Genomic DNA, 22,385 nt, shown 5'->3' with positions numbered 1-22,385 from the left:
ACGCTCGGTTCCAGCATGGGGACCGCTGGTCACCACCGCCTTCCGGCGGACAGCGGAGGCGTCCGTGCCACCCGGGCGGCCGCGGCGGGAGCCACGTGGCGCCGCACTCCGCAAGCCCGGCCGACCGGCGCACGGTCGCCCTGATCCGCCCGAACCATCCGAACAAGGAGTTCGCCCATGCGTTTGACCCCCTCTGTGCCGGCGCACAGCGGCTTTGCGCCGACACATTCCGAGTGCGTCCCCCGCGGCCGACGGACGGCCACCGAGCGGACGGGAGGCGGCAGCCGATGAGCGCCCAGACCGAGACGCACGAGGCGGCCTCCCCGAAGGCGAGCAACCGGCTGCCCTTCGCGGTCTATCTGCTCGCGTTCAGCCTGTTCGCCATGGGCAGCGCCGAGTTCCTGCTCGCCGGCGTCCTGCCGGACGTCGCCGACGACCTGCACATCTCGCTCTCCTCCGCCGGTTCGCTGATCTCCGCGTTCGCCATCGGCGTGGTCATCGGCGGCCCGCCGCTCGCGGTCCTGACCCTGCGCTGGCCGCGCCGGACCACGCTGGTGGTCTCGCAGGTCCTGTTCGCCCTGTTCGTGGCGGCCGGCCTGGTGACCGACAACCTCACCGTGCTGATCATCACCCGCTTCCTGTGCGGTCTGGCCTACGCGGGATTCTGGGCGGTCGCCGCGGTCACCGCGATCGGACTCGTCACCCCCGACCGCACCGCAAGGGCCTCCGGCGTGGTGGTCAGCGGACTCAGCATCGCCATGGTCGCCGGCGGCCCGGCCGGCGCGCTGCTCAGCCACTTCACCGGCTGGCGGGGCGGATTCTGGGCGGTGGTCGCCCTGACCGTGCTCGGCGCGATCTCCACCGCCGTCGTCGTCCCCACGACCACGGCGGTCCAAGAGCCCAGCGTTGCCCGCGAGTTGCGCACCATGCGCAAGCCGCAGCTGTGGGTGGTGTACGCGGCGACCCTGCTGAGCACCGCCGCGTACATGATCTCGTACAACTACCTGGCGGCCTTCCTGAAGGACATCACCGGCGTCGGCTCCGTGTGGGTGCCCGCGATCCTCGTGCTCTTCGGCGTCGGCGCCTTCGCCGGCCTGTCGGTGGGCGGCCGGATCGCCGACGGGCGGCCGCATCACGCGCTGCTCATCGGAGCGGGCGGCATTCTGGTCACCTCGGCGCTGCTCGCCGTCCTCGGCCACCATGTCGTGGCCGTCGTCATCCTGGTGCTGCTCCTGGGCGTCGCCGGGTTCGTGCTCAACCCCGCCATCTACGGGCGGGTGTTCACCGTGGCGGCCGACGCGCCGACGCTCGCGGGGGCCACCGCCGTCTCGATGTTCCAGCTCGGCATCAGCCTCGTGCCCGTCCTGGCGGGCGTGGCCATGGGAGCCGGAGCCAGTCTTGACGTCATCCCCTGGCTGGGCGCGGGCCTTGCCGTCCTCACCATCCCCGTCGTCCTGATCGAACGGACGATGGCCCGCGGCCGGGCGTGGAGCCCGGGGGCCGGCGAGAACTGACCTCGCCCCTCCCGCACCCGCTCCAGGTCCGCGCTCACGCACCACCGTACGGCGTGCGCTCCTCGTACGCCGCAAGCAACCCATCGCAGGGAGCCGCAGGGCGATCCTCGACAGGATCTCCCTGCGGCTCCCCCTGAGGGAGGACCCCATGGACAACAAACTCGGTTACGAACTCGGCAACTGGGTGGTGTCGCAGATCCAGAGTCCGGACCGTCCCACGCAGACGGTCTTCACTCTGCTGGACCAGGAGTGGGAACTGCTTCCCGAGGTGTTTCCGCCCTACACCGACCCGGGCCCCGGGCTTTTCGCCTCTTGGGTGCCGTACGAGAAGGGCAGCCGCTTCCTGGAGATGGGATGCGGCGCGGGAATCGCCGCGGTCCTCGCCGCCCAGAACGGCAGCGAGCACGTGGTCGCCCTCGACATCAACCCGGCCGCCGCCGAGAACACCCGCCGCAACGCGGCAAAGCACGGGGTGTCCGACCGGGTCACGGCGCTCGCCAGCGATCTGTTCGACGCCCTTGAGCCCACCGAGACCTTCGACCTCGTCTTCTGGAACACCCCGTTCATCGAGGCACCCGAGAGCCGGCCCTACGCCGACCAGATCGAGCGCGCGGTCTTCGACCCCGGATACGAGATGGTGCGCAGGTTCTTCCGCGACGTCGCGGGACACCTGGCCCCCGGCGGCACGGTGTGCATCGGCACCAGCGAGGCCATGGGCAACAAGGACAAGCTGCTGCGGGCGGCCGCCGACGCCGGTTTCGAGGGCCACCGCCACCGCAGCGAGTCCGCCGAACTGCCCGCGGCCGACTTCCCGCGGTCCCCGGTGGTCGCGGCCCACACCAACGAGCGCGGAATCGTGGACATGGACTTCACGATGTACACCTTCCAGCGCCGCTGATCCGCCTTCCCGGCCCACGCCGGGACACCCCGTATCGAGCTAGGTCAGACGAATTCGATTTCAGGTGAGGGCGGCACGGTCGCCCCGGAAGATGGGAATGTCATGAGCGCCAACGGGAACGCGAACGGTTCCGGCTTCGACGTCGCCATTGTCGGCAATGGAGTCCTCGGGCTTTCGCTCGCATGGGTCCTCGCACAGCGGGGACAGCGCGTCGCCGTGCTGGGCCAGCCGCACCGCCCCTGGGCCGGATCGACCGCGTCCGGAGCGATGCTCGGCTGTTTCGGTGAGGTCACCACCTCGCTGCTCGCCACCGAGCAGGGCCGCGCCAAGCTCGAACTCGGCATCCAGGCCAAGAACTTGTGGCCGCAGTGGCTCGCCCAGCTGGAGGAGGGCACCGAGGGTGCCCCGGTGAGGACGGCCAACGGCACGAGCGTCATCCTCAACACCATCGGCACGGCCGAGATCGACGACGCCAACTACAACGCCATCCGCGCCGAGCTCACCCGCTACGACGAGCCCTTCGAGGACGTCGACGCCACCGACGTCGACTGGGTGGACGCCGAGCCGATCTCCCGGCCGCTGAGGGCCTTCCACATACCCGGTGAGCACGCCGTCAACTCCGCGGCCCTGCTTGAGCGCCTTGAGCAGGCGGCCGTCAGGGCCGGCGCCACCCTCGTCCCGGAGTTCGCGACCCGCGTCGTGCACCGGGGCGAGCAGGTGACCGGCGTCGTCACCACCTCCGGGCAGACGATCAGCGCCGACCATGTGACGCTGGCCGCCGGCGCGCGCAGTCAGGAGCTCATCGACAGCCTGCCCATCGGCTCCCGCGTCCCGCGCCTGGTCAGCGGATACGGTGTCTCGGCGCTGGTCAAGACCGGGGACGGCACCATCCCCGACAGCGTCATCCGCACCCCCAACCGCTCCTTCGCCTGCGGTCTGCACGTCGTGCCGCGCGGCGACGGGCACGTCTACCTCGGCGCCACCAACGTCATCTCCGTGGAGCCGCGCGACACGGCCGAGATGCGCGACCTCGTCTTCCTCCTGCAGTGCGCCCACCGGCAGGTCCGCCGCAACCTGTGGAACAGCGACGTCACCAAGGTGCAGGTGGGCAACCGGCCGGTGTCCATGGACGGCTCCCCGCTGCTCGGCCAGGGCGGCATGAAGGGCCTGTGGATCATGACCGGCACCTACCGCGACGGTCTGCACCTCTCCCCGCTCCTGGCCCAGGACTTCGCCGCCCGGATCCTGGGCGAGGAGCCGCAGGCCGACCTGGACCGCTTCACCCCGCTGCGCCAGCCCCTGCCCACGGGCACCCGCGAGGAGATCGTCGACGTCCTCATCGACCACCAGATAGGCATCGGCTACGAGCAGGACTGGACGATCCCCGTCGAGTGGCACCAGTGGATCGAGATGGACCTGCGCCCGGCCACCCTGGCCTGGGCCAACGAGCTCGACCCGGAGTTCACCCCGCCGGCCGAGCTGCTGTTCGCCTCCCGCTTCGACCCCGAGCTGGTCAGCCTGCTGCGCAAGTACTACGCGACCTGCCGCGAGAACAGCTGACTCCCCCTTCCACACCACACAGCAGCCGTGCGGGCAGGCAGACCCAACGCTTCTGCCCGCACGGCACTTCGAGAAAGGACAGTGCCATGGCAGTCGAGGCGATAGACCCGCCGGGCCTCCCCAAGCCCTACGGATGGCGGCAGCTGGCCGTCGGTACCGGCAGCCGGGTGATATTCCTCAGCGGCCAGACCCCGCGCACCGCCGACGGCGAGCCGGTCGGCATGGGCGATCTCGCGGCCCAGACCGAGCAGGTCTACCTCAACATCGCCACCGGCCTCGAAGCCGCGGGCGCCACCTTCGACGACGTACTGCGCCTGACCGTCTACGTCGTGGACTGGTCGCTGGACAAGTGGGAGGCCATCACCGCCGGCGCCGAGCGCGCCGCGGCCAAGCTGGGCGCGGACGTCATCCGGCCCACCACCCTGGTCGGGGTGGCCACGCTCGCCGAACCCGACTTCCTCATCGAGGTCGAGGCGACCGCCATCGCCGCCTGACGCACCGCGTACGACGCGAGGCCCCGCGCACCCTTGGGGCCTCGCGTCGTACGCCACGGGCAGGGGCCGCTCAGCGCTGTTTGGCGAGGAGTCCGTCGATCACCGTGGCCACCGCGTCCGGCGAGGGCAGCCCCGGGTGGTGGCTCGCGGTGCCCGTGGTCGGGTCGAAACCGTCGTGCCACTCGGGTTCGTTGACGATCCCGCCGTCCTCGCGGATCTGCGCGATGTTGCGCTGGACGGCCGGCTTGTGCCACATCTTGGCGCCCATCACCGGGAAGTAGACGACGGGGTAGTCCACCGAAAGGGCCACCGTCAGCACGCGGTTGGGCGCGGCGCCGCCGGCCGCGGCGGCCAGGGTGTGGGCGGTGGCCGGCAGGACCGCGAGGACGTCGTGGTCACCGGCGAGCCGGGAGGGCTTGTCGGTGGGCCAGTGCGCGGATGAGTCCCCGTACACCACGCGCTCCGCGAAGAGCGCGAGGCTGTCGGGTGAGACGAACGAGGCCGCGGTGTGCGTGAGGAGAACCGTGAACGTGCTGCCCGCGATCCTTCGGCGCATCGCCTCGATATACGACGGAAGCCCGGTCACCGCAATGGAACCGGTGGCCCCGACGAGTATGCGTTTCCCGGCGGTCTGAGGGGAGTTTCGATTTTCCATGCCCGATGATGTCGCCGCGCTCCGGGCCGCGGTCAATGGTCAACTCCCCTTCGTCGCACGGTAGTCCAGCGCGGGTCCAGCGGAGGTCGAGTGTGGACCGAACCCTACGGTCGTCCCTACGGTCGGACCGTATTGAGACCGTTTGCCGCCCTGCCTAACCTCCGATTCCGTACGGGAATTCGAAAGCCCACCGGGGCATCTGATGAAAAGGGGCGGATCTCGATGGAGGATCTTTTCGCACAGCTGCGCGGCCAAGACGGCCACCCCCGCCTGGACGACACCCGGCTGCCCGACCTCAAGCCGCAGCCGGAGCACCGTCACGAGCCGTTCCCGCTCACGGACATCCAGCAGGCCTATCTGATCGGCCGCCACAGGGGACTTGAGCTCGGCGGCATCTCCAGCCAGTACTACCTCGAGTTCGACTGTCCAGGTCTCGACGTGGACCAGCTGACCGAGGCCCTGCGCAAGGTCGTCGAGCGGCACGACGCCCTGCGCACGGTGGCCGGGCCCAACCAGACCCAGCGGGTACTTGCCGCACACGAGGTGGACCCGTACATCATCCGCACCACCGACCTGCGGGGCCGCGACGGCGCGGTTCAGGAGGCCGAACTGGCCGCCATCCGAGCAGAGTTGACCGACCAGGTACTGCCCGTGGACCGGGCCCCGCTGTTCGACATCCGCGCCACACTGCTCGACGGCGGGCGGCTGCGGCTGCACCTGGCCGTGGACCTGCTCTTCCTCGACATGCGGGGCCTGTACCGGCTCCTTGGTGAGTGGCGCCGCCACTACGACGAGCCCTCCTGGTCTCCCGAACCCCTTGAGCTGTCGTTCCGCGACTATGTGCTCGCGCAGGAGGAGCTGCGCGGCGACACCCTGGGCGCGGAGGCCGAGGAGTACTGGACCAGCCGGCTCGACACGCTGCCCCCCGCGCCCGAGCTGCCGCTCGCCGCGGCGCCCGAGCAGCTGGGCACCCCCCGCTTCGTACGGCACCGGGCGGTGCTCGCGCCGGAGCACTGGGCGGCGCTGCGCGAGAGCGCCGAGCGGCACGGCCTGACCCCCTCGGGTGTGCTGCTCGCCGCGTACGCCGAGGTGGTGCGGGCCTGGTCGCGGCGGCAGGAATTCACCCTGACCGTCACCCAGTTCCACCGGCTCGGGCTGCACCCGCAGCTCGGCTCCGTCATGGGTGACTTCCTGGCGCCGAGCCTGCTCGCCGTCGGCGGCCGGGCTGTTGAGACCTTTGAGGAGCGGGCGCGGGGCCTGCAGCACCAGGCTCTCGATGACCTGGCGCACTCCACGCACGGCGGCATCCGGGTCCTGCGCGACCTGGCCCGCCGCAGGGACGACAACCGGGCCTCGATGCCCGTGGTCTTCTCCAGCACGCTCGGCGCCGGCGCACCGGACGCGGGCCGCCTGGAGTCGTTCGGCGACCTCGTCCACGACCACAGCCGGACCCCCCAGGTATGGCTGGAGAACCAGATCCTGGAGCTCGACGACCGGCTCAGCGTCAACTGGAACGCGGTGGAGGGTCTGTTCCCCGAGGGCACCCTTGAGGCCATGTTCGAGGCGTATGTGACGCTGCTGGGCCGGCTGGTGGACGACGCCTCGGTGTGGGAGACCACGCGCGGGATCGTGCCGTTGCCGAGCGCGCAGGCCGAAGAGCGGGAGCGGGCCAACGCCACGGCCCAGGACATCCCGCCGGCGCTGCTGCACGAGCTCGTCGCCGAAGCGGCCGCGCGCCGCCCCGGCCACATCGCGGTCATCACGCCCGGCACCGAGACCACCTACCGCGCGCTCACCGAGGACGCGCACCGCGTCGCGCACCGGCTCATCGAGAGCTTCGGCGCCGAGCCGAACGAGATCGTCGCCGTGTCGATGCGGCCGGGCGCCGCCCAGTTCTCCGCGCTGCTCGGCGTGCTGCACTCCGGCGCCGCCTATGTGGCCATCGACCCGGAACTGCCCGAGGAGCGGCGGCTGAAGCTGCTGGCCCGGTGCTCCGTGCGGGCCGTGATCACCGAGCCGGACCTGCGGGACGAGCTCGCCTGGCCGCAGGGGGTGAGCGTCCTCACCCTGGACGACGAGGCAACGCGCAAGTGTTCCGCCGAGCGGCCCGCGAGCCGGCAGGGCCCTGACGACCTGGCCTATGTCATCTTCACCTCGGGCTCCACCGGCGAGCCCAAGGGGGTGATGATCACCCACCGCAGCGCCGCCAACACCGTGCAGGACATCAACCGGCGGTTCTCCGTCGGCGAGGACGACCGGACGATGGCGCTCGCCCCGACCGGCTTCGACCTGTCCGTCTATGACCTCTTCGGTGTCCTGGGCGCCGGCGGCACCGTGGTGGTGCCCGATCCCGCGCGCGGCAACGACATCGCCCACTGGTCGCAGCTGATCGGCCGCTACGGCGTCACCATATGGAACAGCGTGCCCGCACCGATGCGCATGTGGGTCGACTCGCTCGGCGAACAAGGAGTGCCGCGCGGCTGCCGGCTGCGGCTGGCCCTGCTCAGCGGCGACTGGATCCCGGTGGACCTGCCGAACCGGATCCGCGAGAAGCTGCCCGCGATGCGGGTGATCAGCCTCGGCGGCGCCACCGAGGGCTCGATCTGGTCGATCCACCACCCGATCGGGGACGTGTCGCCCGAGTGGTCGAGCATTCCGTATGGCAAGCCGCTGGCCAACCAGACCATGCACGTGTTCAACCAGTGGCTCGAACCGTCCCCCGTCGGGGTCACCGGCGAGATCCACATCGGCGGCGTCGGAGTGGCCCAGGGCTATCTCGGCGACCCCGAGCGCACCGCCGAGCGCTTCCTGGTCCACCCGGTCACCGGGGAACGCGTCTACCGCACCGGCGACCTCGGCCGCTACCTGCCCGGCGGTGACATCGAGATCCTGGGCCGCGAGGACTTCCAGGTGAAGATCAACGGCTACCGGGTCGAGCTGGGCGAGATCGAGGCCGCGCTGCTGCGCCAGCCCGGTGTGCGCACCGCGCTCGTCACCGCGCCCGCCCACGCCCGTACTGGGCAGCGGCAGATCGCCGCCTACGTGGTGCCCGAGCCGGGCGCGGATCCGGACCCGGCCGTGCTGCGGGAGGCCCTGGCCGCCCTGCTGCCCGGCTACATGGTGCCCAGCCGCTTTTTGACGCTTGACACCCTGCCCCTGACGGCGAACGGAAAGATCGACCACAAGGCGCTGCCCGCGCCGTGGAACGAGACGTCGGACACCGCGTCCGCGCGGGTGGCGCCGCGCGACCGGGTCGAGGAGCGCTTGTTCGCGCTCTGGTCCCAGCAGCTCGGTCACGGCGACTTCGGGGTCGAGGAGGGCTTCTTCGACATCGGGGGCGACTCCCTGCACGCCGTCGGTCTGCTGGCCCATCTGCGCGCCGAGTTCGGCATCGGGGCCGACATGGAGCAGGAGATGGTCGAGGGGTTGTTCATGAACGCGTCGATCGAGTCGTTCGCCGAACTGATCGCGAGTGTCAAGGAGTCCGCCGCGTGAGCACCCACCATGACGACGTCGCTCCGGCCCGCGAGTGGGAGTACGTGATCGTCGGCGCGGGCTCCGCCGGTGCCGTGACCGCCGCCCGGCTCGCCGCACGGGACTGCGGGGACATCCTGCTCATCGAGGCCGGCGACGACCAGCCGCGCCCCCGTGACCGGTCCCACCCGCTGGCCGACGCCGGACGCCTCGTCCTGGCCGGCCACAACTGGGACTACCGCGCCAACCTGCGCACAAGCAGCCGCTTTGACGACCTGGTCGGGCAGGGCGCGGGGGGTTCGGCGGCGGCCGGCGGCGGGGTGGCGAACCGGGCCCTGTGGGAACGCTTCCCCTATCAGCTCGGCAAGGTCGTCGGCGGGGGTTCGGCCGTCAATGGCGCCATCGCCCTGCGCGGCCTGCCCCGCGACTTCGCCGCCTGGGAGGCCGCCGGCAACCCGGACTGGTCCTGGGAGCGCGTGCTGCCCTTCTACAAGGACATCGAGAACGACGCCGACTTCCCCGGCCGGCTGCACGGCGACAGCGGGCCGCTGCCGATCAGCCGCACCCCGCGTGGTGACGTGCACCCGCTGGACGCGGCGTTCTGGGAGGAGTGCAACCGCCAGGGCGTCACCGACCTCGCCGACCTCAACGACGGCCATGAGGCGGGCGTCGGCCCGATTCCCGGCAACGCCGTGGACGGCGAACGCATCGACGCGGCCACCGCCTTCCTCGACGGCGCCCGCAATCTGCCCAACCTCCAGCTGCGCACCGGCGTCCGGGTCATCCGGGTGCTGTTCGAGAAGAACCGGGCCGTCGGTGTGGAGATCGAGTCCGACGGCACGCTCAGCACGATCCGGGCACGCCATGTCGTCCTGAGCGCCGGGGCGGTGGGCACCCCCGTCATCCTGCAACGCTCGGGCGTCGCCGGCGCCGCACTTCTGCGGGCCCTGGACATCGCGCCCGTGGCGGACCTGCCGGGGGTGGGCCGCGATCTGGTGGACCACCCCTCGGTCGTCATCTGGTCCAAGCCGGCCGACGGGGTGTGCACCGCAGGTCTGCCCTGGCGTCAGGTCGCGGCCAGGATGAGCAGTGGCTTCGACGACGACGTGGACATCCAGGTGGGGCTGCTCAACAACGTCGAGAGCCGCACCATCCCCGGCTTCGCCGACCGGCTCGGCTGGCCGCTGGTCGTCGGGATGTCGGTGATGCTGATGCGTCCGCGCTCCCGTGGCCGAGTCTTCCTCGACAGCCGCGATCCCCTCGCCTCACCCGTCATCGAGTTGGGCATCGGCACCGATCCCGAGGATGTGGAGCGGCTGTGCCATGGGGTGCGCCGCACCTGGAACTTCCTGAGCTCCCCCGGCCTGTCGAGCCGGCTGACCAAGACCCAGTTCTGGAGCGACCGGATGGTCGCCAACGACGGGGTCGTGCGCAGCGGAGTCCGCCACATCATGAACCCCGGCTGGCACGCGGCCGGTTCGTGCCGGATGGGCCGCGAGGACGATCCCGGAGCGGTCACCGACCAGGAGGGACGGGTGTACGGCACCGAGAACCTGCGGATCGCCGATGCCTCGCTCTTCCCGGTGATCCCCAGCGCGCCCACCAATCTGACCACCCTGATGCTGGCTGAGAAGCTGGCCCGGAGCACGAAGGAGTGACGGTGCGACCCCAATCAAGGCCTCCGGTGCGGCTCTACGGATTTCCGCACGCCGGGGCGACCTCCCTGGTCTACCGCGCCTGGCAGCCGCTGGGCGAGCCACACCTGCTGGTGCGGGGCGTGGACGCGCCGGGCCGTGGCACCCGCCGCCAGGAACGCGGAGCGGGTAACTTCCACACCCTCGTACGGTGCATGGCCGAGCAGGTGGTGGCCGATCTGCTGACGGAACGGGAGCGGGTCCCCGGTCTGCGCTGGGCGACCTTCGGGCACAGCTTCGGCGCGACCACCAGCCTGGCGGTGGCCGCGGAGGTCACCCGCCAGGTGGGCCTCGCGCCGGAGCGGGCCGTGCTGTCCGGGGCGGTGCCGCCCGCGCTCCAACGGCCCGGCCCGCTGCTCGACTCGGTGTCCGACGAGGAACTGCTCGCCAGGACCGCCGCCGACGGCGGTACCCCCGCCGCCGTTCTCGCCAACCCGACGATGAGCCGGATGTTGCTTGCCATGCTCCGCGAGGACGACGTGGTCCGGACCGAGTTCCCGCAGGAGGCGGGCGGGCTGCGGGTGGACTTCCCGCTCACCCTGATCGCCGCCCGGCAGGACGTCTACGCGCCGCCGGAACAGGTGTGGCAGTGGGCCGCGCACAGCACGGCCGACGTCCACCGGGTCGAGATCGACGGCGGCCACTTCGCCGCCGTCCAGCGGCCCAAGGACACGCTGGCCACCATCGTCGACGACATCGACCCCGGGCAGAGGTGACGGCATGGCACGCAGTCGGTACGAGGCCGAGCACGAGCAGTTCCGGGTCACCTGCCGGGAGTTCTTGAACCGGGAGGTGCTGCCGCACCACGCCCGCTGGGAGCGGGAGGGCATCGTGGACCGGGAGGTGTGGCGCAAGGCCGGCCTGGCGGGGCTCCTCGGCATCGGCGTGGACCCCGAGTACGGCGGGGGCGGCGAGCCCGACTACCGCTACCCCGCGGTGCTGTCGCAGGAGATCATGTGGGCCCGGGCGACGGCGCCCGGTTTCGTGGCCCACAACGACATCATCGCCACCTATCTCGACCAGCGGACCACCGCCGAGCAGCGCAAGAGGTGGTTGCCCGGGCTGTGTTCGGGCGAGCTCGTCGCGGCGATCGCGATGAGTGAGCCCGACGCCGGCTCCAACGTCGCCGACATCCGCACCACGGCCGTCCGCGACGGCGACTCCTATGTCCTGAACGGACAGAAGACGTTCATCACCAACGGCGAGAACTCCGACGTCATCGTGGTCGCCGCCAAGACCGCTCCCGAGCGCGGCGCCCAGGGCATCAGTCTGCTGGTGGTGGAGCGCGGCGCGCCGGGTTTCACGCGGGGGCGCCGCATGGAGAAGCTGGGCTGGCACGCCAGTGACACCTGCGAGCTGTTCTTCGACGACTGCCGGGTGCCGGCCGACAATTTGATCGGCAAGGAGAACGCGGGCCTCGCCTACATGATGGCGGCGCTTCCCCGGGAGCGGCTGAGCATCGCCACCGTGGCGGTGGGCGCGGCCGAGCGGATGGTGACGGACACCCTGCAGTACGCCAAGACCCGCGAGGTCTTCGGCCGGACCATCGGCAGCTTCCAGCACACGCGCTTCCAACTCGCCACCATGGAAACCGAACTGACGATAGCGCAGGTGTTTCTCGACCACTGTGTGGCCGAACTCAACGCCGGCCGGTTCTCGGTGACGGACGCCGCGAAGGTGAAGTGGTGGACGACGGAGCTCCAGGTCGACATCGCCAACCGCTGCCTTCAGATCCACGGCGGCTACGGCTATCTGAAGGAGAGCCCGATCTCCCGCGAGTGGGCCAACAGCCGGGTGCAGACGATCTACGGCGGAACGACAGAGGTGATGAAGGAGCTGATCGGCCGGTCCCTCGGCCTGTGACCCACCCCGTGGACCCCTGACCCACCCCGGGGACGCCTGTCCCCCCTTGCCTCACCCCGCCTCGCACCGCCTCGGCCAACCGTGCCTCGGCGGTGCGAGCCGTGCCTCTTCCCCAACTCGGCATCCATAGTTGCGATTCGAGGAACCGCTCGGTCTAATGGCGACGTGGAGCAGTCACTGACGATCGCCCAGGCCCTGTCCGCTGTCGGTCCCCGGCTCAAGCGCGCGCGCACCGCTCGTGGTGTCACCCTCGCCGCACTGTCGGAGGCCACCGGAATCTCCAAGAGCACCCTGTCGCGCCTCGAAGGGGGGCAGCGCAGACCCAGCCTCGAACTGCTGCTGCCCATCGCCCAGGCCCACCGGGTCCCCCTCGACGAACTGGTCGGCGCGCCCGAGGTGGGCGATCCCCGCGTCCGGCTCAAGGCGCATGCGGTGAACGGCAACACGGTGCTCCCGCTGACCCGACAGCCCGGCCCCTTGCAGAGCTACAAGATGGTCCTGCCGGCCAGCCGCGACACCCCTGAGCTGTGCACCCACGAGGGGTATGAGTGGCTGTACGTGCTCTCCGGGCGGCTGCGGCTGGTCCTGGCCGACCACGATCTGATCCTTGAGGCCGGCGAGGTGGCCGAGTTCGAGACCCGGCTGCCGCACTGGTTCGGCAGCGCCGGGGAGAGCCCGGTCGAGGTCCTGAGCCTCTTCGGCCGCCAGGGCGAGCGCATGCATGTACGCGCGCACCCGACGCGGCCCGCGCCCGCCCCCGGCGGGTGAGCCGGGGGCGGGCGCGAGCCCGTGTCCGGGAGGCCGTCCGTGTGGTCAGGACGCGGGCACGGGCGTTTGGGACGCGCGGCCGGTGGCGGCGCGGTGCGCGGCGAGGTCGCGCTCGATCTCCTCGTCCACGAGGTCGTGGTTGAGGTAGAAGGCGGCCTGCGCGCCCATGCCGGCCGCCGTGACAGCCTGGGCCCGCGAGTCCACCACATTGCCCACGGCCCACAGGCCGGGGCGGCTGGTGCGGCCGGCCGGGTCGGTGACCAGCCAGCCCTGCTCGTTCCGCTCGCAGCCGAGGCCGTCGAAGGCCCCGTCGTTCGGGGTCATCGTCGGGAAGAGGAACACCCCCGCGCACTCCAGCGTCCGCCCGTCGGCGAGTTCGACGGCGTACAGCCTGCCTTCCTTGCGCAGGAGCGTGGACACGGGGCCCTCGACGACCTCGACCCCGCGAGCGTCCATGCGCTCGCGCTCCTCGTCCGTGAGCGGCTGGCTGTGCGGTACGTACACGATGTGCGGCGACCACTGGCGAAGGAGCAGCGCCTGGCCCGGGGAGGCGGGGTGCACTCCGAGCACGACGATCGGACGGTCGCGGACCTCGAAACCGTGGCAGTACGGGCAGAAGTGCACGTCCTCGCCCCACATCGCGCGCACGCCCGGAATCTCGGGCAGCTCGTCGCGCAGGCCGGTGGCGAGCACGACGTGGCGGGCGTCCAGGGTCGCGCCGCCTTCGAGGCGGACCACATACCCCCCGTCCTCGCCGGCCTCCACCTGGTCCACCCGGCCCTCGATCCGGACCGCGCCGTAGCGCGCGATCTCCTCGCGGCCGATTTCGAGGACGGTGGACGGGGGAACGCCGTCACGGGAGAGGAAGCTGTGCATGTGAGCCGAGGGAGCGTTGCGCGGCTCCCCCGCGTCGACGACGGCGACGGTGCGACGGGCCCGCGCGAGTACGAGCGCGGTGTTCAGCCCGCCCGCCCCGCCGCCTATCACGATCACGTCGTACGAGGTCCGGTCCTTGGTGTTGTTGTTTGCGCCGGTCACGGCGATCACCTCCGCCGCAAAGGGTGGAGCATGTCGCCCGCCGGGGCAATCTTTGTTGCCGTTCCAGGAAAAGGCGGCCTACTGGCCGGCGCGGCTCTATCGGACGGGCGGGGCCCACACGGGCGCCGAAGCTGCCTTCGAGGCAGTTCGGCGTCCCGCCGGACGGCGTTGTCACGTTGGCTGACGGGCTTGGGATGATCTTGGAGTTGGTCGTGTTGGGGAGGGGTTCGCTCGTGTCGTCCGTGTCGCCGTCGTGCAAGGGGCACCGGTACCCGGTCGAGTCATCGCGTACTGCGTGTGGCTGTACTTCCGCTTCCCGCTCGGCTTCCGCGAGGTCGAGGAGCTGTTGCTGCAGTGCGGTGTGGTCGTCTCCCACGAGACAGTGCGCCGGTGGTGTGCGAAGTTCGGGCAGGCCTGCGCCAGCAGCCTGCGTCGCCGGCGTGTGCAGCCGGGCGACAAGTGGGACCTGGACGAGGTCTTCGTGAAGATCAACGGCGAGCACAAGTACCTGTGGCGGGCTGTGGACGCCGACGGCACCGTCCTGGACATCCTTCTCCAGAACCGGCGGGACACCGCCGCGGCCCGGCGGTTCTTCCGCGGACTGCTGAAGAAGACCCGTACGGTGCCGCGGGTGATCGTCACCGACAAGCTGCGCTCCTACGGCGCCGCCCACCGCGAGGTCATGCCCTCAGTCGAGCACCGTGCCCACAAGGGCCTCAACAACCGGGCCGAGAACAGTCATCGGCCGACCCGGCAACGCGAACGCGCCATGAAAGGCTTGCGCAGCGTCGGCGGAGCCCAGCAGTTCCTCGCCGCGTTCAGCAGCATCTCACCCCACTTCCGACCACGCCGCCACCTGGTGACCGCCACCGAATACCGCACCGAGATGACCACCGCTTCGACATCTGGGACCAGGCCACCGCCGCCGCCGGCCGGTCCACTACGGCCTGACCCCAGGCCCGAAACGCACGCCCACCACGCCCCGACGCACCATCAGACACTCACACACCCAACAACGTGACAGCGCCCTCCGAAGCCCTGCACCCCGTCAACGCGGCGTGCAGTGCTCTTTTTTCGTTCAGAAGCAAGGCGGTCGCGACTTGTGACGTGGTGCCCGTCCTCGCGGCACGCGAGACGTGGGCAGCATCATGCGGAAGGTAGCCACCGCATGAGGAGAGACCCCGCCGTGCTGATCGCCAACATCAGCCCACGAAGTATGGGCAAGACGACCGACACCGGCATGATGGGACACGCCTTCCACGAAGCTGGATACCGTGTGCAGCTGTGGGACGCGGACGAATCCGAGCACCTCACGCAGTGGTCCGAACTCGCCGGCTTCCCCTTCTCTGTCGAGCACAACGCCTCCGCCAAGTTCGCTGAGGAGTACACGCCGCTCGGAGAAGACGGGATCGACATCGTCGATGTCGGTCACACCGAGAACCACCCGCACATCGCCGACAGCGTGCTCAAGGTGGCTGACCTGGTCATCGTCCACATGGAACCTTCCATGGCCGACTATCAGCGTGTTCACCAGCCGCGCACTTCCACCCCGGTCAAGACCATGGTCGGCCGCTCGGCGTTCGACAGGCCCTCACGCACCGCCCCGCCGATGTGGGTGCTCCTCAACCGAGTACGCCCCAACGTCCGCAGCGAGAAGGAGATCCGGGGGCTGCTCGCCGACGCCGACTACAACGTGCTCACGGTGAAGATCCCGGTCCTTGACGACATCAAGCAGGCCACGGGCTTCCCTGTCGAAAACGCGGCCAGGGGACCATTCGGTGAGCTGATCACCGAGATGCAGACGCGGGGCTGGTCAAAAGTGCCTAATACTGCAACCGCATCTGGAGAATGTGGCCTCGGCGTTTGTAGTGGGAGCGGCGGGCACGGGCCTGGCTGCGTCGTCGGAAGCGTGACCAGTGCAGATGGTGCTCGTTGTTGTGGCAGTGGCGCGTGACGACGACGTGGCCCATCAGTCGGCGGATCTCCGGGACGCTGAGGGGTATGAGGTCTTGCTCGTCGTCGAGAGTGCCCCTTTTGTGGCTTCTGTGGCGCGGATGGCGGTCAGGTAGGCAAGGGCGGCCATCGCCAGGGTGATGTGGCGGTACCAGGCCCGGTAGAGCCGTACCTGGTAGTGGTCCAGGCCGCACTCTCCCTTCGCGGTCTGGAAGCACTCCTCCACCGCCCACCTCGCGGCAGCCACTTTGACCAGGTCTTTCAGTCGGGAGGCGACCGGGCCGTAACAGACGTAGTAGGCGATCTCGCTCGGGTCGCTGACGCTGCGTCGGGCCAGCACCCAGTGCCCGAAGCCGTTTTCCCAGGACGGGCGGATCGCGACACGCGCCCAGTCGTAGATCCGCTCACCGTGCGCGCCGGCCCCGCCGGAGATCCGTTTCCACCGCTGGCGGGGCAGCGCGGCCACCAGCTGGTCCACCCGCGCGTCCGCCCCCTGCGCGGTGATCACGGTGTCGTTGACCTTCGTGGCCAGCACATGCGCGACCCGACGTTCCTCCAGCCACACTCGCAGGTGCTTGACCTGCCCGTATGCCTCGTCAGCGGTGACCCACGCGAATGGGACACCCGCGTCGATGGCGCGTTGCAGCATCCACTTGAAGTGCTCGTTCTTGGTCGCAAAGGGGACCTCGTCGTCGATCCCGGCCGCGCGGCAGCGGTCACGGTCATCCGTCCAGGAGACGGGGATGTAGAGCTCGCGGTCGATCAACGCCCGCCCCCTGGCGGAGGCGTAGGCCAGGAAGGTTCCGATCTGGCTGTTCTCCGTGCGGCCGGCTGTGCCGGTGTACTGACGCTGGACACCGGCGGACTTGGTGCCCTTCTTCAGGAAGCCGGTGTCGTCGCCGATCAGCACCGCATCCTTGGCACCGATGGTCTCCACGACGAAGTCCCGCACATCGTCGCGGACCGCGTTCTCGTCCCAGTCGGAGTGGTTGAGCAGGCGCTGGACGCCGTCGGGGCGCAAACTGCCCGACCTGCTCCGACAGCGTCCACCCGTTCTTCTTCTCAAGCGGCGCGAGCAACCCGTTCAGGTAGTCCGACGCCCGCTCGCGGGGCTCCGACCTGCCAAAACGGTGGGCGAACCGAGCATGGAACCCGGCTATCCCCTCGGACCACGACTCGACCTGCTCAACCGTCAACGATTCATCGCACAGTCGGAACAACGAGCCAATCCAGCACCAGTCACGGCAGATGCGGTTGCAGTACTAAGCGTCGCGACTTCCGAGCAGCAGCCGACAAGGGCGCCCAGCAGTCTCCCGCCAGCAGTGCGCCCCCAGTGTCGGACACTGTCGCCGTGCCTGACCGGCCCGCTGATCCTCCGCAGATGCGCGCTCAGCCCTTCACGATGGAGCACTGGGGGCTGTCCCTTCCGGACGTCGACGCTACGCCGGAGACCGCGCACGGCCCGCTTGATGAGCAGGAACAGCGTCTCCTCTCCGAGGCCCACCGGGCAGTCGACAACGCCCGCTCGGCCCGGTGGATGCTCGGCTTCTCCCTGGAGGTGGTGCGACGGCGCCGCCTGTACCGCGGCGACGGCACTCGCACCTGGGAGCAGTACCTGAAACCTGGAGCACGACGGCCTCTCCACCAGCGAGGCCGACCGCCTCCAGAAGTCCTGGCGTCTGGCGCAGACCGTGCAGAAAGAGCTGGGCCGGCCCCTGCCCGACAGTCACCTGCGCAAGCTCCAGCCGTACGCGGAGCGCACCAACGACCAAGAGGCCGCGCATGCCTACGCCGAGCTGTACTGGGCGTACCCAGGCTGGCGGGGTACGGCTCGTAGCCAACCAGGTGCAGCAGCGAGTGAAGAAGGCAGTGGCGGCAGCCAAGGGCGTGTCCGACCCGGCTGAACGCAGCCAAGCCGTCAGCGCCGCTTGGACGACCGCGCCAGAAGCGGTGATGCCTACCCAAAAGGGCCGAAGCGAAGGGCGAGCAGGGCGGCGCCTCCGGCCGGAGCTCAGACCCGGTCGATGCTGCTCTCCGGCTACTGGGCTACGGCGCGGGAGGTAATCGAGAACGCCACGGAGGACAAGGCTGCGCGCCGGGCCCGCAGCAGTGAGAAGGCCCAGCGTCAGGAAGACGCCATCCGTCGCATCGGCCGCATCCTCAGCAAGGTGAAGGTTGAGGCTGATGGCGACATCATCGACGGTGAAGTCGTCGTGGACGCTGAACTCGTTGAGGGCTGATCCCCGTCGTTGAGGGGGACTTCCCCAATTGGGGGAAGTCCCCCGTCTTTTGGCGTCCAGCCGGGGCGGTTCAGAGCGCACGCAGCGGCGGTGATCGTCTTACCGGACCCAGTCGCGGACACCCCCATGGCACGCGCCCCCTCCGGAGTACAAATGATCTTGCAGGAAATCCGACCCAGTTACGAAAGCTCAACTTCTGGTCTGTGAATGGGTGGGGTGGTGTCAGCGGGTTTGGGTGTCGCCCTGGCCTGATACGGGGAACAGTGCGCTGAGCTGTCTTTTCGTCCCCTGGTACCCGCCCCTCTCTGTCAGCCTTGGGTGAGACGTTCCGCTTCGGCGGGTTAGCCTGAGAGGGCACGACAGGAGAACCACGCCTCATGACCAGCACCAAGCCCGCCGGATCCGACCCGGCTCCCAGGCCGAAGCGCCGTTCGTTCAGTCCGGAGTACAAACTGCGGATCGTCGCCGAGTACGACGGCGCGCCCAGGAACGAGAAGGGTGCGGTCCTGCGCCGCGAACGGCTCTACCACTCGCACGTCAAGGAATGGCGGGCCGCGCGGGATGCCGGTGCCCTGGAAAACCTGGTCGACCGCCGGACCGGCCCGGCCCGTGTGAAGAAGTCCGCCACGGAGGTGGAGAACGAGAAAGCTGCGGCAGCAGGTGGAGCGGCTGCAGAAGGACCTGGCCCGGAACAAGGCCGCACTCGAGGTGATGGGAAAAGCTTCCGCGCTCTTGGAAATGATCTCCGAGAGCGCGGACTGAATCCTGCCGCCGGCCCTGTCGTGGACGAGGCGTTCACCGGCGTCGAGGCTCAGCTGGGCATCACGGCGGCCTGTCGGCTGACCGGGCGCTCTCGGGCCACCCACTACCGCCGGCTGCGGCCGGTACCACCGCGCAGAGCACGTGTCCCGCAGGTGCAGCCGTCGGCCCTGACAGCCGAAGAGCGTGCGGCCGTAGTGGAGTTGATGAACAGCGAGGGAGTACGCCGAGCTTGCGCCCGCGCAGATCTGGGCGCGTGAGCTGGACGCGGGGCGCTATCACTGCTCGGTCTCGACGATGTACCGGATCCTGCGCGAGCGGGGGCAGTCCGGCGAGCGCCGGCGGCCAGGCCACCCATCCCGCCAAGGCGGTGCCCGAGCTGGTCGCCACCGCGCCGTCGCAGGTGTTCACCTGGGACATCACCAAGGCGGCCGGACCGCTCAAGGGCGTCTGGTATCACGCGTACGTGATCATCGACATCTTCAGCCGGTACATCGTCGGCCACACCGTCGAGCGGGCCGAATCCGCGGTGCGTGCCGAGGAGCTGATCCGCGAGACGATCACCCGCAACGGCATCGTGCCGAGACGGTGCACGCGGACCGCGGCACCTCGATGACGAGCAAGAAGGTCTCCCAGCTGCTGATCGACCTGGGTGTGACGCGGTCGCACTCGAGGCCGAAGGTCTCCAAACGACAACCCCTACAGCGAGGCCCAGTTTCAAGACCACGAAGTACATGTCGGACTATCCGAACGGTTCGACTCGCTGACCCACGCCCGCGAGTGGTTCGACGCCTTCATCGCGTACTACAACCACGAGCACCGGCATTCCGGCATCGGCTGGCACACACCCCGCCTCCGTCCACTTCGGGACCGCCGAGGAAGTCCGCGACCAGCGCGCGGTCCACCCTCGCCGAGGCATACGCCCGCCACCCCGAACGCTTCGGCCGCCGCCCCCGACCACCCGAGATACCCCAGACGGCCTGGATCAACGACCCGGCCAAGCGGCCGCGAACCCGCACCACAAACCCCATAGCGATACGACCGTCTCACTGGACTTGAAATCTTCCGGCGCCTGTTCCACCCGTTGTGGGACACCGCTACGGACGCTGACTTGCTGCCACGCCGATGAGACCTGCACGCGGGGGAACTTCCGTACCTGGGCGAAGGTCACCTCTCACGTGTACGCGGCCCTGGCCCGCCGCCCCGGCACCCGTGTGGATCACGTTCTGCTGTCCGCCGCCTGCGCCCGCCTGGGCCCCGCTTCCTAACCCCGCGCCCCGGCCGAACCTGCTCCGGCCACCCCCGCCCCGCCAGCGGGGGCTCACCGAAGGACGACCGGTGAAACACGCACCATGCCCCTCTCCCCGACACGGCACCCCTGCACGCCCAGCCTGCTGTCCCGGCTCTGGACGAAATATCGCTGACTGCCCTGCGCGCCCCGTCCGTACGCCATCTCCTTCGACTGCGGGCCGAGGGCAGGCTCAGCCGCGGTCATGTGTCGGCGACCGCACAGTGCCTGAATGTTTCGGACCGCACTGTGTGGAGGTGGCTGGCCGACGCCAGCACCACACCCGCCACCACTGCGTCCCCGGGCGCCCGCCGTACGACCCGCTTCGAGATCACCCCTGAACTCCGGGTGCTTTTGGCGTACTGGCACGGCAAACGCCTCCGCGTCCACCGCGAGCTCGTCGCACGCGCCCGCACGACACCCACCACACCCGCACCACCGGACACTGGCCCTTCCGCCTCCGAACCGGCCGTGCCGCCGCCTCGCTCTTCCGTCCCGGGCGGCGCCCCTCCACAGGCCGTCCCGCTGCTCGAACCGGTGCCTTCTTTGGCGACGTTCCTGCGGGCGGTCCGCCGGGACCTGACCGCGGGGGAGAGGGCCGGATACCGCCAGGACCCCGAGGCCGCCCGCGCCCATGACGTGTTCGCCAAGCGTCCCCGCACCTGGCGCAACGAGGTGTGGGAGGCCGACCACGTCCAGGCCCCGCTCCACGTGGACGCCGACGGCACTCTCGTCCACCCCTACGTCACCTGGTTTCATCGACTGCGCGACCAAAGGCCGTCACCGGTGTCGCGGTCACTCCGGGTTGCCCGACCCGTGCCTCGGTCCTGGCCGCCCTGCGCTCTGCGATCGTGCGCACCACCCCCTACGGGCCCTTCGGCGGGCTGCCCGCGCACGTGCGGTCGACCGCGGCCGCGACTTCCTCTCCCGTACCGTGTCCACGCACTGACCGCCCTGGACTCCAACATCACCGTCCTGCCGCCCTACAGCCCGCACCTGAAAGGCAGCATCGAGAACCTCAACCACTGCGCCACCGTGATGCTGTTCGCCGCCCTGCCCGGCTACACCCCCAAGAAGCCGCGCAAGCGCCCCGACCGCCGCCCCACCGGGCCGCCGATGACCTTCCAGGCCTTCACCGAGGAACTCCTGGCCTGGGTGACGTGGTGGAACACCGAGCACCTCCCCACAGAGCTCCACGGCGCCACCCCGCTTCAGGCATGGCAGGCAGACCCGACTCCGCTCAACGACGTCCCCGCCGCGGACGTGTGGTCCTTCACTCTCGAAGACGACGGCCCGCCCCCGCGTTCTCACCAGCCACGGCCTACGGTTCCGCAACCGCGACTACATCGCCGACTGGATGACCGGACAGGCTGGCCGCGAGGTCACCGTGCGCTTCATGCCCCACCACACCCACGAGATCGAAGTCTGCACACCCCACGGCCGCCGCCTGGGCACCGCCCACCTCGCCGACCAGGCCACCGACGAACAACTCACCGCGCTGCGCCACGCCCGCACCCGGCGCGCCCGGCGCCTGCGGGCCGACGCCAAGGCCGCTGAACAACTCCGCCACGAACGCTTCGCCCCCGCCACCACCCCCACCGACGCGCTGCGCCTGAACACGATCACTGCGGCCGAAGCCACCCGGGAACTGGCCCGCCAGCACGAGAACGACCTCGCCCACCTGGCGCTGCCAGACCTGATCCCACCCGCACCGCCACCCGCCGACTGGGCCACCCCGACACCCTCAAAGCCCGCACCCGACCCACCCCCCCAAGCCCACCCCCACCCCAGAGGAAGAGGACACGCCATGACCCGCCTGCCGCCTGCGCCCGCCGACCAGTACACCGCCCTGCCCGACGCCCGCCTGGTCACCACCCGCGCCTTGCTCACCGCCCGGGAGAACCTCACCGACACCATCAACGCCCGCGCGATGATGTGCCTCCACGGCGGCGCCGGCTTCGGTAAAACGGTCGCTGTCACCAGCTGTCTCCGCGAACTCCAAGCCAGCGAAGACATTCGCCGCATCACCTTCCACGCCCGCGCCACCACCCGCGCCGTGCGCCACGAACTGTTCACCGCCCTGGAGCTGCCGGACAGCCCCCGCGCTACGCCACCGAGTTCGACCACCTCCTCAAGAGCACGCTCGCCACCCACCCGCGCACCCTTGTTCTGGACGAAGCACAGTGG

At 70.0% G+C, this 22,385-nt stretch carries 15 protein-coding genes and 4 pseudogenes; 16 read left to right on the top strand and 3 right to left on the bottom strand.

What is annotated here, in order from left to right; genetic code table 11:
- Window positions 1–287 precede the first annotated feature (287 nt).
- The 4 genes from F0344_RS34345 to F0344_RS34330 all read left to right on the top strand — a co-directional run bounded on the left by F0344_RS34345 (window position 288) and on the right by F0344_RS34330 (window position 4,466).
- Window positions 288–1,514 carry an MFS transporter gene (locus F0344_RS34345; RefSeq protein WP_185303059.1) on the top strand — a complete coding sequence of 409 codons (1,227 nt, stop codon included), beginning with the start codon at window positions 288–290 and terminating at the stop codon, window positions 1,512–1,514.
- 148 nt (window positions 1,515–1,662) lie between these two features.
- Window positions 1,663–2,412, top strand: a complete 750-nt coding sequence (locus tag F0344_RS34340; RefSeq protein WP_185303058.1) for a methyltransferase — start codon at window positions 1,663–1,665, stop codon at window positions 2,410–2,412.
- Between the two features lie 102 nt (window positions 2,413–2,514).
- Complete coding sequence (locus tag F0344_RS34335; protein ID WP_185303057.1) at window positions 2,515–3,972, top strand: NAD(P)/FAD-dependent oxidoreductase; 1,458 nt, start codon at window positions 2,515–2,517, stop codon at window positions 3,970–3,972.
- 86 nt (window positions 3,973–4,058) lie between these two features.
- The gene (locus F0344_RS34330; protein WP_185303056.1) at window positions 4,059–4,466 is read left to right on the top strand and encodes a RidA family protein; all 408 of its coding nucleotides are present in this window, start codon (window positions 4,059–4,061) and stop codon (window positions 4,464–4,466) included.
- Between the two features lie 70 nt (window positions 4,467–4,536).
- On the opposite strand, the gene F0344_RS34325 is transcribed toward F0344_RS34330, so the two are convergent.
- Window positions 4,537–5,121, bottom strand: a complete 585-nt coding sequence (locus tag F0344_RS34325; RefSeq protein WP_185303055.1) for a flavoprotein — start codon at window positions 5,119–5,121, stop codon at window positions 4,537–4,539.
- A gap of 222 nt (window positions 5,122–5,343) precedes the next feature.
- Between F0344_RS34325 and F0344_RS34320 the strand changes: the two genes are divergently transcribed.
- From F0344_RS34320 to F0344_RS34300, 5 genes are all read left to right on the top strand, one after another.
- Entirely contained in the window at window positions 5,344–8,616 is a 3,273-nt protein-coding gene (locus F0344_RS34320) for a non-ribosomal peptide synthetase (RefSeq protein ID WP_185303054.1), read from the top strand.
- A complete protein-coding gene (locus F0344_RS34315; protein WP_185303053.1) occupies window positions 8,613–10,253 on the top strand; it encodes a GMC family oxidoreductase in 1,641 nt (546 codons plus the stop codon). Before F0344_RS34320 ends, F0344_RS34315 begins: the two co-directional genes overlap by 4 nt.
- Before the next feature lie 2 nt (window positions 10,254–10,255).
- Window positions 10,256–11,005: a thioesterase II family protein gene (locus F0344_RS34310; RefSeq protein WP_258050337.1), complete on the top strand. Its 750-nt coding sequence runs from the start codon at window positions 10,256–10,258 to the stop codon at window positions 11,003–11,005.
- Window positions 11,006–11,009: 4 nt separating this feature from the next.
- Window positions 11,010–12,152, top strand: a complete 1,143-nt coding sequence (locus F0344_RS34305; protein ID WP_185303052.1) for an acyl-CoA dehydrogenase family protein — start codon at window positions 11,010–11,012, stop codon at window positions 12,150–12,152.
- Between the two features lie 165 nt (window positions 12,153–12,317).
- The gene (locus F0344_RS34300; RefSeq protein WP_185303051.1) at window positions 12,318–12,920 is read left to right on the top strand and encodes a helix-turn-helix domain-containing protein; all 603 of its coding nucleotides are present in this window, start codon (window positions 12,318–12,320) and stop codon (window positions 12,918–12,920) included.
- A gap of 45 nt (window positions 12,921–12,965) precedes the next feature.
- Here F0344_RS34300 and F0344_RS34295 read toward each other — a convergent pair whose 3' ends face one another.
- Entirely contained in the window at window positions 12,966–13,958 is a 993-nt protein-coding gene (locus tag F0344_RS34295; protein ID WP_258050336.1) for an NAD(P)/FAD-dependent oxidoreductase, read from the bottom strand.
- A 253-nt stretch (window positions 13,959–14,211) separates the two neighbouring features.
- Between F0344_RS34295 and F0344_RS34290 the strand changes: the two are divergent.
- Both F0344_RS34290 and F0344_RS34285 read left to right on the top strand, forming a co-directional pair.
- A pseudogene (locus tag F0344_RS34290) lies at window positions 14,212–14,838 on the top strand (IS6 family transposase); the annotation flags it as partial.
- Window positions 14,839–15,144: 306 nt separating this feature from the next.
- The gene (locus F0344_RS34285) at window positions 15,145–15,912 is read left to right on the top strand and encodes a plasmid partition protein (protein ID WP_185303050.1); all 768 of its coding nucleotides are present in this window, start codon (window positions 15,145–15,147) and stop codon (window positions 15,910–15,912) included.
- A gap of 15 nt (window positions 15,913–15,927) precedes the next feature.
- Here F0344_RS34285 and F0344_RS34280 read toward each other — a convergent pair.
- Window positions 15,928–17,107: pseudogene (locus tag F0344_RS34280) on the bottom strand (IS701 family transposase).
- Window positions 17,108–17,935: 828 nt separating this feature from the next.
- Here F0344_RS34280 and F0344_RS34275 point away from each other — a divergent pair.
- From F0344_RS34275 to F0344_RS36975, 5 genes and pseudogenes are all read left to right on the top strand, one after another.
- The gene (locus F0344_RS34275; RefSeq protein ID WP_185303049.1) at window positions 17,936–18,151 is read left to right on the top strand and encodes a hypothetical protein; all 216 of its coding nucleotides are present in this window, start codon (window positions 17,936–17,938) and stop codon (window positions 18,149–18,151) included.
- 377 nt (window positions 18,152–18,528) lie between these two features.
- Complete coding sequence (locus tag F0344_RS34270; protein ID WP_185303048.1) at window positions 18,529–19,170, top strand: hypothetical protein; 642 nt, start codon at window positions 18,529–18,531, stop codon at window positions 19,168–19,170.
- Window positions 19,171–19,280: 110 nt separating this feature from the next.
- Window positions 19,281–19,526: an integrase catalytic domain-containing protein gene (locus F0344_RS34265; RefSeq protein WP_185303047.1), complete on the top strand. Its 246-nt coding sequence runs from the start codon at window positions 19,281–19,283 to the stop codon at window positions 19,524–19,526.
- Between the two features lie 120 nt (window positions 19,527–19,646).
- A pseudogene (locus F0344_RS36980) lies at window positions 19,647–19,943 on the top strand (integrase core domain-containing protein); the annotation flags it as partial.
- Window positions 19,944–20,339: 396 nt separating this feature from the next.
- Window positions 20,340–21,963, top strand: a pseudogene (locus F0344_RS36975) (Mu transposase C-terminal domain-containing protein); the annotation flags it as partial.
- Window positions 21,964–22,385 lie beyond the last annotated feature (422 nt).

Source organism: Streptomyces finlayi, from assembly GCF_014216315.1.
Lineage (GTDB): Bacteria > Actinomycetota > Actinomycetes > Streptomycetales > Streptomycetaceae > Streptomyces > Streptomyces finlayi_A.
Note: the sequence above shows the minus strand (reverse complement) of the source record. Positions and strands in the feature narration are given on the sequence as shown.

Coding starts and splice junctions, on each gene's coding strand:
- F0344_RS34340 (WP_185303058.1), top strand. CDS start 1,663: ATGGACAACAAACTCGGTTACGAACTCGGCAACTGGGTGGTGTCGCAG.
- F0344_RS34270 (WP_185303048.1), top strand. CDS start 18,529: ATGACCAGCACCAAGCCCGCCGGATCCGACCCGGCTCCCAGGCCGAAG.
- F0344_RS34330 (WP_185303056.1), top strand. CDS start 4,059: ATGGCAGTCGAGGCGATAGACCCGCCGGGCCTCCCCAAGCCCTACGGA.
- F0344_RS34320 (WP_185303054.1), top strand. CDS start 5,344: ATGGAGGATCTTTTCGCACAGCTGCGCGGCCAAGACGGCCACCCCCGC.
- F0344_RS34305 (WP_185303052.1), top strand. CDS start 11,010: ATGGCACGCAGTCGGTACGAGGCCGAGCACGAGCAGTTCCGGGTCACC.
- F0344_RS34345 (WP_185303059.1), top strand. CDS start 288: ATGAGCGCCCAGACCGAGACGCACGAGGCGGCCTCCCCGAAGGCGAGC.
- F0344_RS34325 (WP_185303055.1), bottom strand. CDS start 5,121: ATGGAAAATCGAAACTCCCCTCAGACCGCCGGGAAACGCATACTCGTC.
- F0344_RS34275 (WP_185303049.1), top strand. CDS start 17,936: ATGCTGCTCTCCGGCTACTGGGCTACGGCGCGGGAGGTAATCGAGAAC.
- F0344_RS34335 (WP_185303057.1), top strand. CDS start 2,515: ATGAGCGCCAACGGGAACGCGAACGGTTCCGGCTTCGACGTCGCCATT.